The 13,623-nt window shown below is 41.4% G+C and carries 13 protein-coding genes; all 13 read right to left on the reverse strand.

Going from position 1 to position 13,623, the window contains the following annotated elements:
• Positions 1-2: 2 nt before the first annotated feature.
• A complete protein-coding gene (locus tag ABWV72_RS00225; RefSeq protein ID WP_252729251.1) occupies positions 3-1,172 on the reverse strand; it encodes an MFS transporter in 1,170 nt (389 codons plus the stop codon).
• 143 nt (positions 1,173-1,315) lie between these two features.
• Entirely contained in the window at positions 1,316-2,383 is a 1,068-nt protein-coding gene (gene dinB, locus ABWV72_RS00230; protein WP_353368293.1) for a DNA polymerase IV, read from the reverse strand.
• A gap of 59 nt (positions 2,384-2,442) precedes the next feature.
• Positions 2,443-3,339, reverse strand: a complete 897-nt coding sequence (locus tag ABWV72_RS00235; protein ID WP_216048949.1) for a hypothetical protein — start codon at positions 3,337-3,339, stop codon at positions 2,443-2,445.
• Positions 3,340-3,502: 163 nt separating this feature from the next.
• Positions 3,503-3,736 (reverse strand): (Na+)-NQR maturation NqrM, encoded by a 234-nt coding sequence (gene nqrM, locus ABWV72_RS00240; protein ID WP_216048950.1) that lies wholly within the window; start codon positions 3,734-3,736, stop codon positions 3,503-3,505.
• Between the two features lie 27 nt (positions 3,737-3,763).
• The gene (locus ABWV72_RS00245; RefSeq protein ID WP_303499172.1) at positions 3,764-4,795 is read right to left on the reverse strand and encodes an FAD:protein FMN transferase; all 1,032 of its coding nucleotides are present in this window, start codon (positions 4,793-4,795) and stop codon (positions 3,764-3,766) included.
• 81 nt (positions 4,796-4,876) lie between these two features.
• Positions 4,877-6,109, reverse strand: a complete 1,233-nt coding sequence (nqrF, locus tag ABWV72_RS00250) for an NADH:ubiquinone reductase (Na(+)-transporting) subunit F (protein WP_216048952.1) — start codon at positions 6,107-6,109, stop codon at positions 4,877-4,879.
• A gap of 26 nt (positions 6,110-6,135) precedes the next feature.
• Positions 6,136-6,744, reverse strand: coding sequence for an NADH:ubiquinone reductase (Na(+)-transporting) subunit E (gene nqrE / locus ABWV72_RS00255; RefSeq protein ID WP_216048953.1), 609 nt, complete (start codon positions 6,742-6,744; stop codon positions 6,136-6,138).
• 3 nt (positions 6,745-6,747) lie between these two features.
• The gene (locus ABWV72_RS00260) at positions 6,748-7,380 is read right to left on the reverse strand and encodes an NADH:ubiquinone reductase (Na(+)-transporting) subunit D (RefSeq protein WP_216048954.1); all 633 of its coding nucleotides are present in this window, start codon (positions 7,378-7,380) and stop codon (positions 6,748-6,750) included.
• 11 nt (positions 7,381-7,391) lie between these two features.
• On the reverse strand, positions 7,392-8,150 hold the full coding sequence (locus ABWV72_RS00265; RefSeq protein WP_216048955.1) for a Na(+)-translocating NADH-quinone reductase subunit C: 759 nt from the start codon (positions 8,148-8,150) through the stop codon (positions 7,392-7,394).
• Positions 8,140-9,348, reverse strand: a complete 1,209-nt coding sequence (locus tag ABWV72_RS00270) for an NADH:ubiquinone reductase (Na(+)-transporting) subunit B (RefSeq protein ID WP_216048956.1) — start codon at positions 9,346-9,348, stop codon at positions 8,140-8,142. The genes ABWV72_RS00265 and ABWV72_RS00270 overlap by 11 nt, the downstream gene beginning before the upstream one ends.
• Positions 9,349-9,351: 3 nt before the next feature.
• A complete protein-coding gene (locus ABWV72_RS00275) occupies positions 9,352-10,692 on the reverse strand; it encodes a Na(+)-translocating NADH-quinone reductase subunit A (RefSeq protein ID WP_216048957.1) in 1,341 nt (446 codons plus the stop codon).
• Positions 10,693-11,173: 481 nt separating this feature from the next.
• Positions 11,174-12,352, reverse strand: coding sequence for an enoyl-ACP reductase FabV (gene fabV / locus ABWV72_RS00280; RefSeq protein WP_216048958.1), 1,179 nt, complete (start codon positions 12,350-12,352; stop codon positions 11,174-11,176).
• A gap of 160 nt (positions 12,353-12,512) precedes the next feature.
• Positions 12,513-13,610, reverse strand: coding sequence for a TRAP transporter substrate-binding protein (locus tag ABWV72_RS00285; RefSeq protein ID WP_216048959.1), 1,098 nt, complete (start codon positions 13,608-13,610; stop codon positions 12,513-12,515).
• Positions 13,611-13,623 lie beyond the last annotated feature (13 nt).

Raw genomic sequence — 13,623 nt, forward strand, 5'->3', positions numbered from 1 at the left:
ACTTACCCTTCTCCATTCAATTCCAATACTGTTGCTGATCTAATCCGCCAAGCCTGCCAAGACAGCAAAATTAGATGGCAACAAATAATCATAAAACTAGTTAGCATTAACCCCTTCCAACCTAAAGCAAAGAGTAGTGCACCGGCTCCCAACGCAGCCATGCCTTGAGCACTAAAAACAGCGAATTCATTAATACTCTGAACTTGGAACTTCTGCTCAATAGTATGTGTTTGCGGCAGAAGCACAGTTCCACCTAAGAATAAAAAATTCCAGCCTATACCCAATAAAATGAGAGCGACCCAGTAATTGATCAGTTGACTGTCAATTGAACCAACCGCAATGGTTAACAAGTAGATAATAAGACCCGCCACTATCACCCGATAAACGCCGAGTTTTGCAATCAACAGACCACTGAATATTGAAGGAATGTACATCGCCAGAATATGACTTTGAATTACCCACTTAGCTTGCTCTAAGCTATACAAAGTATTGATATGCATATGCACAGGTGTTGCTGTCATGATAAAGCTCATGAGTGCATAACCTATCACTGACGCAGAGACCGCAATAATGAAAGAAGGCTTAGACAAGACATCACGAATAACAACTTTTTGCTTTCCTGTATGTTGCAGCGGGGTATGGGTCTCTTTAAATAAGCCGAATAACCCTATACAAATCAAACAAAGTACGGCCATTAAAACGAATGAACCAACAAATGGGGTTGCCAATAATTGATTACCAATAGTGGCGAGTTCCGGACCTATGATGGCTGCGGCTAAGCCGCCAAGTAGTACAGTGGATGCAGCTTTAGGGGCACGTTCAAAGGTCACTGACTCCATAGCGGCGAAGCGGATTTGCTGAAACCCAGAAATTGCTATCCCTAACAAAAAAGTAGCCACTAAAAATAATATAAAATGTGCAATATATATACTCAATGCAGCAAGCAATGAGGCACAACAAGCCAATCCAGCAACGGCTAAAAAAACAGGTTTTCGACCTAGCTTTCCCATGCAACGAGTAACGGGTATGACGCCAAAAGCGGTACCTATGATCATCATTGCTACCGGCAACGTGGAAAGACCAACAGAGGGGGCTAAATTCGCTCCAACAAGGCCTCCTACCATTACCATCATCGCTCCCGCACTCATCGCTAAGGCAAGTATAAATGTCAAAATCCAAACATTTCGAGGGAGGGAAAACAAAGTATTAACTACCTAATAGAGTGAAAACGCATACTTGAAAATAACATAGTTTAAAGTGCAACTGTTAAACATCATTTAACTACATTTGCTGCAAACAAGTTAGCGCATTATGGCTATGTTAGGGCTGAATCAAAAGGCAGCACCATTTGCTGAAACCGACTTTTAGTTGGTAAGCCTACATGCAAGCCAACTAAGCGAATTCCACGTTCGGTTTTGCGACTAAAGGCTTCATCAAGCAATTCAACAAAATAGTTTTTATCTAATTCAGAACATCGGTGCTCAACAGTGGTTTGTTGAAAGTCACTAAACTTTAGTTTCACACCTTGAGTTTGAATCTTGTTGTCACTGCGGGCTGTTTTTAATCGTTCTTCCAATTTAGGGTAGAGGGTTTCTAATACTTGCAAACATTGTTCTTTGGTCTGAATATCTTCATGTAATGTGCGCTCAACGCCAACTGATTTTCGTTCCCGCGACAAGCTTAAATCTCGATCGTCTATGCCATTGCTACGCTTCCAAATTATCGGACCAAATTTACCAAAGATCTTAATTAACTGCTCAATGGGATAAGTGCGCACATCATTGCAGGTGTATAAGCCTAAATTATGCAACTTCTGCACAGTCACTTTACCCACTCCAGGAATTTTCCCAAGGGGGAGCTTTTTAACAAAGTCATCTAATTTGTCTGGCGTGATCACGCAAATGCCGTTGGGCTTGTTTTCATCACTGGCAATTTTTGCCACAAACTTTATAGGTGCGACGCCAGCAGAGGCCGTTAACCCCGTTTCGTTCACTATTGCGTTACGTATATCCTCTGCTATTAAAGTAGCACTGCCAGAGAATAGCGTGGAATCAGACACATCTAAATAGGCTTCGTCCAATGAAAGGGGTTCTATTTTGTCGGTGTATCGCTCGAAAATAGCGCGTATTTGTTTGGAAATCTGTCCATATAGTTCCATACGACCTGGCACCATAACAAGGTTAGGACAGAGTTTAAGCGCATGTGCCGTAGCCATCGCAGAACGTATACCAAATTTGCGAGCGGGATAGTTACAAGTTGAAATAACACCTCGCTTGTCAGATCGACCTCCGATAGCAATAGGTACATTTTGTAACGCAGGATTATCACGCATTTCTACTGCTGCATAAAAGCAATCCATATCGATATGAATAATTTTGCGCATAACCTCAACCAAAACCATTAAACTGTTTTTTTATACAGTAATGGTAAATTCAGGTCAAGTCATTTGAATGCAGGAAGTTCAGGCTCTAGTGATTTCATTTGCGCATATATAGGTTTGGCAATTTTTTTGAAGCCCGACTCTGTAGGATGAATTTCATTCAGCCAATCTGTTTTATTACCAGGTCGCAAAATTCCTTGGGTATCCACAACAATGAGCTTATTCAAATGTTCCGGACGACTTGCTAACGCTTGAAGTCGCGTTTTTAGCGTACCTAAAAGAATTTCGACTATCGGCAAATGTAACTCTAGTGGTATATTTTTTTCTATTAAATAAGGATAAATCCAAGGTTTTGTCTTTATCAGCCCCCAAAAAAACTCAGCGCCGTCTTTACTCGGTTTGGCAATATCGTAAGTATGGGTAATGATAGTTGCTTGAGGATTATACTCGTCACGTAAATCAATTAACTGGTCATAAGCCAACATGATTGCATCCATTTTGCGGTTAAAGCGTGAAGCATGAATGCAGTCCTGAGCGCTAAATCCTTCTTCGTATTGGTTCAAAATCATTGGCATGTCACGTTTACCGACAATATCGTTGCCGCCGCCAGAGAATAAAATCAACTTCACGTATTGAGCACTCTGTTGCAAGACTGAAGATAGGTCTGCTTTTTGCTGACCTGACATCATATTAACCGCTTCATCGCCATTACTTGCCAGCCTAAGTAAGTTGACTTTATCTGTTCTAGAAACCACATTCTCAATATGATGGATAACGTTAATATCGCCACCAAATGCAACCCACTTCTTAGGGTATGCAAACCAAGAATCGCCTTCTGTGATGATGCCAATTCTATCAGGGTGTTTTTTGCAAATATGTAAAAAATCAGTTCGTAAACTGGTGATGCCGGTATGCGCTGCTATGCGTCTGCGACGTTCTATTGGGGTTTCTTTAGGCATTTTCTTTCCCTGCTTAGCTTTTTACTAAGTGTAGTAAAAGTAATTTATTTTGCAGTATATTATCTTGCAACCAGCTGGGAAATAGCGGAAAAACGGTTTAAGTTTTGGTAGGTACAAGGTTGTAATAAACCTTACAACCTTGTGATAATTTTCATCTCAGAATTTATAAAATTTGGTTCTGTTTCCATTCGGCCAGTTTTTTCTGGCGTATTTCTTCTTTTTCTAAGCGCGCTTTTTTGCGGTCACACGGTTCTGGACAGTCACAAGCTTTTGCAATACCTAGCGCACCTAAACCTCCACAACTTCCTGCAATTGTTTTTTGCTGGAATATGTAACCTACTGCCATGGCTAGCACCACAACGAGAAAAAACACAAAGGCTAAAATAAATGTACTCACACTATATCCTAACTATTTTAATTTAAATTACTGCTCAGTTGCAGCGTTAATATATTCGTCAAACTTTCCGGTAGTATACGCTTTAAAGCTACCTTTTTCTCGCGTAATTAACATCACGTCTAGGTTATGTTCTTTCGCAACTCGCAGTGCATCGTCTTTCCCCAATACATTTAAAGCCGTCGCTAAACCATCTGCAGTCATAGAAGAAGGATGAACAACAGTTACCGCAACCAAGTTATGCTGAATAGGGTAGCCAGTTCTGGGATCAATCAAGTGGGAGTAACGAATGCCATCTTGTTCGAAGTAATTACGGTAGTCTCCCGACGTTGCCACCGCGTTATTCCCAATTGTGAGGATTGACTGTACAGCGCGTTCGTTATTGACTGGCTTTTCAACCGCAATACGCCAACCTGAACCATTGCTCTTTACACCGGCCACGCGCATCTCGCCACCAATTTCTACCAAATAGTTTTTGTAACCGTAAGACTCCAATAATTCAGCTACAGCATCTACACCATAACCTTTTGCAATGGTCGACAAATCCACGTACAAGTCAGGCTGCAGTTTAATTAGATAGTTATCTTGGATAACCAACTTGTTCAGGCCAATTTGTTCTTTAAGCGAATCGATTGTCTGCTGTGAAGGAATTTTTTCTGGTCGGGCTTCAGGTCCAAAGCCCCACAAATTAACTAGAGGTCCTATGGTTACATCCAGTACGCCCAGACTGACTTCCCCTAGCCTTTTCGCTTCCTTTAATACTGTAAGTGTAGCTGGCGACATTTTAAAGGGTTCAGAGCTAAGTTGTTGATTAAAGCGGGACAACTCGGAGTTAGGATCGTAGGTTGACATTAACTTATTGATATCGACCAACAGGTCATCAATTTTTTGCTGTAATTCTTCCGGTGGCAAACCCACATCCGCAAGAACTTTCACATTGTAGCTAGTCCCCATAGTCGCACCTGACAAATGGATTTCGCCAGCACTTTTAGGAGTATTCCAAACAACCAGTATTACCACTAAAACACATAATAGTAGGCCGAGGGATTTCACTTTATTCATACAACAAGCTCATTTAATAACACTAATGCTCACAAAAAAAAGGGACATAAATGTCCCTCTTTACAACTTTCCATTTAGATATTAGCCACCGAAGTCATCTAACATGATGTTTTCGTCTTCAACGCCTAATTCTTTAAGCATATTGATGACTGCAGCATTCATCATAGGAGGCCCACACATGTAGAACTCACAATCTTCCGGCGCTGGATGATCTTTCAAATAGTTTTCCAACAATACGTTGTGGATAAATCCAGTATCACCTTCCCAATTGTCTTCTGGTTGAGGGTCAGACAAGGCAACGTGCCATTTAAAGTTTTCGTTTTCTGCTTGAAGCATATCAAAATCTTCAACATAAAACATTTCACGTAGCGAACGAGCACCATACCAAAAGGTAATTTTACGGTCAGTCTTAAGTCGACGCAATTGGTCAAAAATATGAGAACGCATTGGCGCCATACCTGCACCACCACCCACAAAGACCATTTCAGCTTGTGTGTCTTTAGCGAAGAATTCACCAAATGGACCAGAAATAGTGGCTTTATCGCCTTCTTTCAAACTCCAAATATAAGAAGACATTTTACCCGCAGGCAAGCTTAGATTGTTCGGTGGAGGCGTAGCAATACGCACATTCAGCATGATTATCCCTTCTTCTTCTGGGTAATTAGCCATTGAATATGCACGTATAGTTTCTTCGTCTACTTTAGATTCGATATTAAAGAAACCGAAACGTTCCCAATCAGGCTTGTACTCGTCAGGAATGTCGTAATCTTTGTACTTAACGTGATGAGGTGGAGCTTCAATTTGAATATAACCACCGGCACGGAAAGGAACACTTTCACCATCTGGCACAGCCAATTTAAGTTCTTTGATGAAGGTTGCTTTGTTATCGTTAGAAATAACTTCGCAATCCCATTTTTTGATCCCAAAGACTTCTTCTGGTAATTCAATATCCATGTCTTGTTTAATCGCAACTTGACAAGATAGACGGCAACCTTCTTTCGCTTCACGTTTACTTATGTGATCCAGTTCAGTAGGCAGAATCTCGCCACCACCAGACTTAATATCAACACGGCATTGGCCACAAGAGCCACCACCGCCACACGCAGATGATACGAAAATACCTGAATCAGCCAAAGCGCCAAGCAACTTGCCGCCAGGTGAAGCCGTAATGGCTTTATCAGGATCGCCATTGATAGTGATAGTCACGTCGCCTGATGGTACAAGCTTAGACTTTGCGAACATGATGATAAGTACGAGTGCCAATACAATGGCAATAAACATACCTACACCAAGGTAAATTTCATTTGGATTCATTTACAAATACTCCTTAGTGTCTTCGCTTAAAGGGCTACGCCAGTGAACGACTGGAAACCCAATGCCATAAGACCTGCAATCATAAACACAGAGCCTAATCCACGTATGCCTTCAGGCATATCAGCATATTTTAATTTTTCACGTACTGCCGCTAGTAGGGTAATCGCGATTGCCCAACCTGCACCACTACCGATACCGTAAACCACACTTTCAGTGAAGTTATATTCACGTTGTACGGCGAAAGCTACACCACCAAAGATGGCGCAGTTAACGGTAATTAGCGGTAAGAAAATACCTAACGCGTTATATAGCGCTGGGAAAAACTTATCCAAACTCATTTCTAGAATCTGAACTAATGCTGCGATAACACCGATAAAGGTTAAGAAGTTTAAGAAACTCAAATCTGCATCAGGGAAACCAGCCCAAGCAAGTGCGCCAGGAGCAAGAATGTTTACGTAAATTACTTGGTTTACAGGTACTGAAATACCCAACACCACGATAACCGCAACACCAAGTCCCATAGCAGTTTTTACTTTTTTAGATACTGCTAAGAAAGTACACATACCTAAGAACAATGACAATGCCATGTTTTCAATGAAGACAGACTTAACAAAAAGGCTTAAATAATGTTCCATGTCTTACTCCTTAGGTTCGACTTGTTCAGGACGAATGGTACGAATAAACCAAATTAATCCACCGATCAAAATGAAAGAACTGAAAGGTAGAATTAATAGACCATTACCTTGATACCAGCCACCATTTTGTACTAGCGGTAAAATTGGGAAACCGAGAATGGTACCAAAACCAAACAATTCTTTAATTGTACCGATAATAATAAGTACTAAAGAATAGCCTAAGCCATTTCCAATACCGTCAAGGAAGCTCATGAAAGGTGGACTCTTCATTGCGTAGGCTTCTGCACGCCCCATTACGATACAGTTAGTAATAATCAAACCAACAAATACCGATAATTCTTTAGCAATATCGTACGCGACCGCCTTTAGGATTTGGTCAACAACGATTACCAAAGATGCAATGATTGTCATTTGAATAATAATCCGAACGCTAGAAGGAATCTGCTTACGAATTAGAGAGATAAACAAATTAGAAAATGCCGTTACTGAGGTCAGGGCTAAAGCCATAACCAATGCAGTTTCTAATTTAGTAGTAATAGCAAGTGCAGAACAAACACCTAACACTTGCAATGCGATGGGGTTGTTGTCCAGAATGGGTCCGAACAGCACCTTTTTCATTTCTTTAGTTTCAGCCATTGTGCTTCGCCCTATGATTTCCAAGTCTGATTTTTGAGGTATGGTCCGAAACCATTCTCACCCAACCAATATGTCAATGTGTTCTGCACACCGTTACTGGTTAAGGTTGCCCCGGATAGTGCATCAACAGCGTAGTCGTTGCCAGATCCTGCATTTTTCTTAACCTGAATTGCCACATCACCATCTTTATACAGTTTTTTACCGTCCCACTTCGCTTTCCAGCTAGGGTTTTGTACTTCACCGCCTAATCCTGGTGTTTCTTTTTGTTGATAGTAGACCAATTCACGAACGGTGTTGCCATCAGCATCAATCGCAAGGAAACCATACATCAAATCCCACAATCCAGAACCATGAACAGGTAAAACGATGCGAGTGACTTGATTGGCTTCATTTTCAATCAAATAAACACTGGCGACGCTAGAGCGACGTTGGAAACCGACGTTGCTGTTTTCGACTTTAACACTGTACTTTTCTTCTTTAGCCGCTTTATACATATCGAAGTCTTCTTCAACTTCAACATATTTACCCGTTGCTAAATCAACATAACGTTCAGTAACAAACTTATTAAAAGTACAAGGAACGTCACATTCTGCTGTTGTTTCAAGTCCAGCAGCTTGAAGAATATTACTACGCTTATCATTGGCAGCGTTTGTTTGTTGCATTTCTCGCAAGCCTACGGCTGCGCCAGAAACAACAACTGAGCAGACTAGACATACAGCGACTACAACACCGATAGTTCTGCCTAAGGTTTCTTTTTTCTTATCCGACACGAGCAACCCTCCGCTTAATGTTACTTTGAGCCACGAAATAATCGAATAGTGGCGCCCATAAATTTGCAAATAATATGGCTAGCATCACACCCTCAGGGAATGCAGGGTTAAGTACACGAATCATCACTGTCATAAACCCGATTAAGAAACCATATGCCCATTTAGCTTTATTAGTGAAAGAAGCTGAAACTGGGTCTGTTGCCATAAAGAACATACCAAACGCTAATCCACCAGTTACCATATGCCAGTACCACGGCATCGCGAACATTGGGTTAGTGCTACTGTCTACAAAGTTCAATAGAGATGCAAAGAAAGCAACACCTAACAGAACACCCAGAACGATTCGCCATGAGGCAATGCGCATATAAATAATAAATAGACCACCAAGCATGATGGCTAGCGTCGATACTTCACCGACCGAACCTGGAATATTGCCGAAGAACGAGTTCCACCAAAGGTCCATGTTGGTATAGTCCATCTCGCCAGACGCAGCTTTGCTCAACCAAGTTGCGCCAGAGTAACCGTCAGCTGCAACCCAAATTTGGTCGCCGGATATTTGCCCAGGATATGCAAAGTATAAGAAGGCACGACCAGACAACGCTGGGTTTAAGAAGTTACGACCTGTACCACCAAAGACTTCTTTGGCAATAACAACACCGAAAGTAATACCTAAAGCAACTTGCCATAATGGAATCGTTGCCGGTAGGGTCAATGCAAACAACACTGAGGTAACAAAGAACCCTTCGTTTATTTCATGTTTACGCACAGAAGCGAATAACACTTCCCAGAATCCACCAACAATAAATACAGTGGCATAGATAGGAAGAAAGAAACACGCACCGTAGGACATCATGCCTAACCAGCCTGTACCTTCAACACCAATTTGCCCACCTAATGCGCTAAACAAATTCGCTTGCCAAATATCAGGCAAGGTGCCAGCACCAAGTAACAATGCTTCATGAGCTTGAGCACCAACGTTGTACATACCGTAAAACATAGCTGGAAAAGTAGCCATCCATACCATGATCATGATGCGTTTAAGATCTATGCTGTCACGTACGTGAGTAGATGCTTTGTTTACTTTACCTGGCGTGTAAAAAATAGTCGCTGCTGCTTCGTAAAGCGCATAAAACTTTTCATATTTACCACCGGCTTCGAAATTCGGTTCTATTTTTTCTAAATAGGCTTTTAATCCCATGACCTAACCCTCTTTCTCAATGGTGGTGAGACAGTCACGTAGAATAGGTCCGTAGTTGTATTTACCCGGACAAACATACGTACACAACGCCAAATCTTCTTCGTCAAGCTCCAAACAGCCCAGTGTTTGCGCACTGTCGGTATCACCAGAAATGATGTCACGAAGCAACAAAGTTGGTAAAATATCCAGCGGCATAATGCGCTCGTAATTACCAATAGGTACCATGGAACGGTCTGAGCCATTGGTAGACGTTGTCATATTAAATAGTTTTTTAGGTGATAAATGCGCTAGATAGGCACGAGTAACAGAATGCATGTCACTGCCTGGCGCTAACCAACCTAAGAATTTTTTCTCACGGCCTTCAGCTAATAATGAAATTTGCGTGTGATAACGGCCTAAGAAACCGTGAACGCCATGAGCATGCGTTCCCATAAGCACTGAACCTGAAATCACTCGAACATCATCACCCACTGTTTCACCAGCAGTTAACTGTTCAATGTCAGCACCAAGGATAGTATTCACCAAACGAGGATTTTTCGCCGCAGGGCCGCCTAAAGCAACCACGCGTTGGTTATTCAACTCACCAGAAGTAAACAAGGCACCAAATGCCATGACATCTTGATAGTTAATCGACCAAACGGTTTTACTTGCACCCACTGCATCCAAGAAATGGATATGAGTACCAGCTAAACCTGCAGGATGTGGACCAGCAAACTCTTCTACTTCAACCGGAGTTGAACCAGTAGGAATATCAGCGCCAGGAGCCTTACAGACGAATACTGAGCCAGAGGTAAGTTGCTTCAATACCGCTAAACCGTTTTCAAAATCAGTTTTGCGTTGAGCAATTACTACTTGCGGATCGGCGGCCAATGGGTTGGTATCCATTGCGGTAACAAAAATTGATTTTGGCTCACTTCCCAGTGCAGGCACTTTACTGTATGGACGCGTTTTGAATGCAACCCACAAGCCTGACTTAACCAAATTCTCTTCAACTTTTTCACGTGCTACTGAACTCAATTGTCCAGCGTCATATTTGTCGAAGGTTTCTTGCTCGTCACCAGCTAATTCAATAACCACAGATTGCAAAACACGTTTTGCTCCACGATTAATTTCAACTACCTTGCCCGCTGCTGGCGCAGTAAAGAGAACACCAGGATTCTTTTTGTCTTCAAAAAGAGCCTGACCTTTCTTTACAACATCGTCTACCTGAACAAACATGGTAGGACGCATGCCAACATATTCTTCCCCCAAGACAGCCACGCGAGTGACGTTCGGGCCGTTTTGAATTGTTTGGTTAGGAGCCCCCTGAATAGGAAGGTCTAACCCTTGCTTGATTTTTATCATATGCAACCGCAGTCTTGTAAAAATAAAATTAAAGTGAAAGAAATATCAATTTTGAATTCTGGCTAAATAATGCGAAGAATGGTGACATCCGCAGTTTCGCTTGAAAACTCAAAGGTGATCTTACTTATCAACTATTTTTGTCTTTTGTTGAGTGTGAATCCTTAACCAGGTGAACACAGAAATAAAATCCGTATTGGTCCACACCTCGCAAGAGAATGATTGAGCAATTGAGTCACTTATGAACTAATTAAAGAAACTCATGCCAGTAAACTCTGGAATTTTAGCATTATTCCAGCTGTTTACGCTACGCTATTTACGGCTAAATAAGGATTTTCCGCATAATATTTAGGGATTTTCTAAATATAGTGCAAATTATGCACAGCACTCACCTTTTTAACAAGTAACTAAATTGTTAAAAAACCCTAATGCGCGAGCGACAATTAGGGTTTTGAATAACATTAGAAATAGTTCTAAAGGCTATCTACCATTCTACTAATGGATTGATATCCTGTTCGTAATCGACACCGTCAATATCAAAACCAAACAATTTCAAGAACTCGTGGTGATAACCTGCGTAATCACTTAGTTCATGGAAGTTATCTTGTGTGACTTTATCCCACAAACCTTTGATAACAGCCTGAGTAGCTTCGTTGGTTTCTTTGCCATCCATACGAAGTCGATTGGCTTCGTCAGTTTCAGGAGAATCTACCAGCAGTTTTTGTTGGAATAAACCAGTGATTTGTTCAATACAACCTTCATGGGTTCCTTCTTGTTTCATGACTTTGTAAATTAACGATATATACAAAGGCATTACTGGAATCGCTGAACTTGCTTGAGTAACCAATGCTTTCAAAGAAGAGACATAAGCCGAAACATTTTTGTCGCTATGCTGCTTAATAATTTCACTCGCGGCACGATCAAGATCTTCTTTAGCTTTACCGATAGTCGCTTGACCATATATTGGCCAAGTTAACTCTTTACCTATATAGGTATAGGCTGTTGTTTTGCAGTTATCCGCCAACAAATCAGCATCAGCTAGAGCGTTCAACCATAGCTCCCAATCTTCACCACCCATGACTTTAATGGTATTGGCAATCTCTTCCTCATTGGCCGCTTCTAATTCAATTTCGTGGATCAAATCTTTGTCGGTGTCATAGGTTTTGGTTTTATAGTTTTGTCCAACAGGCTTAAGAGTAGACTTATACACTTCACCAGTTTCTGGGTCGGTTCTGCGAGGAGAAGCCAAACTATAAATAACCAAATCAACCTTACCTATGTCGGCTTTAAGAGTTTCAATCACTTGTTGTTTGATTTCATTGGAAAATGCATCACCGTTTATGGTTTTCGCATAAATACCAGCGTCTTTTGCTTGCTGATGAAATGCAGCAGTATTGTACCAGCCGGCCGTCGCCGTTTTTCTTTCCGAAGGTGGCTTTTCAAAACAAACACCAAGGGTTTTTGCCCCATAACCAAAAGTAGATACGATTCGAGACGCAAGGCCGTAACCTGTTGAGCACCCCAAAACTAAAACGTTTTTGGGACCATCTCCTAAATCTCCCTGACTTTTAACATACTCGATTTGTTCTTCAACACTTGCAGCGCAACCTACTGGGTGGGCGTTAGTGCAGATAAAGCCGCGTACCTTGGGCTTAATTACCATAGTCTATTTTCCTCAAAAATTTTACCGAACATTTTAAACAGCCAGTCATCTATTAAAACCGCATTATAAAAAAAATTTTCAATAGGTTTCAGAATAGCTTTTACACTATAAAGGCCTATTGTAATAGCCATTGCAACAACAACAAATCTGAACAGCTAGTTTATTTTTTTTGTTGTCGATTAATATAGTATTCCATCTCAGAAATTTGGTGATACTTAGATACGCCTTCTTGGAACTTTTGATAAGACGCGTAAATTTTAGCAAACGTAGGATCCGCAGCGGATTGTTCTTGCATGACTTCAATACTAGCAGCATGTAAAGCAGCAATAACATCTTTAGGAAGAGGGCGCATGTCAACACCATGGGTTTCAACAAGCGCTTGAACGGCATCATTATTAGCCGCGGTATACTCATCCCACATGTCTTGATTCACAGCTCTTGTAGCCACCTCGATAATGGCCTGTAAATCATCAGGCAAAGCTTCATAGGCACTTTTATTAACAATGAACTCTAAACTAGCGCCAGGTTCATGCCAGCCAGAGTGATAATAATATTTCGCGGCTTTGTATAAACCAAAAGATAAATCGTTGTAAGGCCCAACCCATTCAGTTGCGTCAATGGCACCAGATTGCAATGAAGTGAATAATTCCCCTCCAGTTAACGCCACAGGGATACCACCCAATTTTTTAAGAACTTCAGCTCCCAGCCCTGGAATCCGCATTTTTAAGCCTTGCAAATCTTCAACGCTATTAATTTCTTTTTTAAACCAACCCGCAGTTTGTACGCCGGTATTGCCACCTGCAAAGGGGATTAAATTAAATGGGGCATATAATTCACGCCACATTTCTATGCCGCCACCGTAGTGCAGCCAAGCATTAAACTCAGTGGCATTCATGCCAAACGGAATAGCGGTAAATATTTGTGCCGCTGGGGCTTTCCCCTTCCAATAATATGATCCTGAATGGCCCATTTCAGCGGCACCACTAGAAACAGTATCAAAGACTTCAAATCCAGGGACCATTTGACCTGCGCCAAACACTTTAATTTTTAAGCGGCCGTTAGACATGCGCTCTACTTGTTTAGCAAATGTCTCTGGGGCTCTTCCTAAACCTGGAAAGTTCTTCGGCCACGAAGTAACCAGTTTCCACTGATAGGTTTGTTGCGATTCAGTGGCATTAGAATCGGACGATGACTTGCCACCACAGGAAGCAAGAAGAGCAATCGAAAAAAATAAAGATACAAACTTAAAGGTTTTCATTTAATTGAATCCA

This window comes from Aliiglaciecola sp. NS0011-25 (assembly GCF_040370605.1).
Classification (GTDB): Bacteria; Pseudomonadota; Gammaproteobacteria; order Enterobacterales; family Alteromonadaceae; genus Aliiglaciecola; species Aliiglaciecola lipolytica_A.

Coding starts and splice junctions, on each gene's coding strand:
- dinB (WP_353368293.1), bottom strand. CDS start 2,383: ATGCGCAAAATTATTCATATCGATATGGATTGCTTTTATGCAGCAGTA.
- fabV (WP_216048958.1), bottom strand. CDS start 12,352: ATGGTAATTAAGCCCAAGGTACGCGGCTTTATCTGCACTAACGCCCAC.
- ABWV72_RS00260 (WP_216048954.1), bottom strand. CDS start 7,380: ATGGCTGAAACTAAAGAAATGAAAAAGGTGCTGTTCGGACCCATTCTG.
- ABWV72_RS00245 (WP_303499172.1), bottom strand. CDS start 4,795: ATGAATAAAGTGAAATCCCTCGGCCTACTATTATGTGTTTTAGTGGTA.
- nqrE (WP_216048953.1), bottom strand. CDS start 6,744: ATGGAACATTATTTAAGCCTTTTTGTTAAGTCTGTCTTCATTGAAAAC.
- ABWV72_RS00235 (WP_216048949.1), bottom strand. CDS start 3,339: ATGCCTAAAGAAACCCCAATAGAACGTCGCAGACGCATAGCAGCGCAT.
- nqrF (WP_216048952.1), bottom strand. CDS start 6,109: ATGAATCCAAATGAAATTTACCTTGGTGTAGGTATGTTTATTGCCATT.
- ABWV72_RS00285 (WP_216048959.1), bottom strand. CDS start 13,610: ATGAAAACCTTTAAGTTTGTATCTTTATTTTTTTCGATTGCTCTTCTT.
- ABWV72_RS00275 (WP_216048957.1), bottom strand. CDS start 10,692: ATGATAAAAATCAAGCAAGGGTTAGACCTTCCTATTCAGGGGGCTCCT.
- ABWV72_RS00270 (WP_216048956.1), bottom strand. CDS start 9,348: ATGGGATTAAAAGCCTATTTAGAAAAAATAGAACCGAATTTCGAAGCC.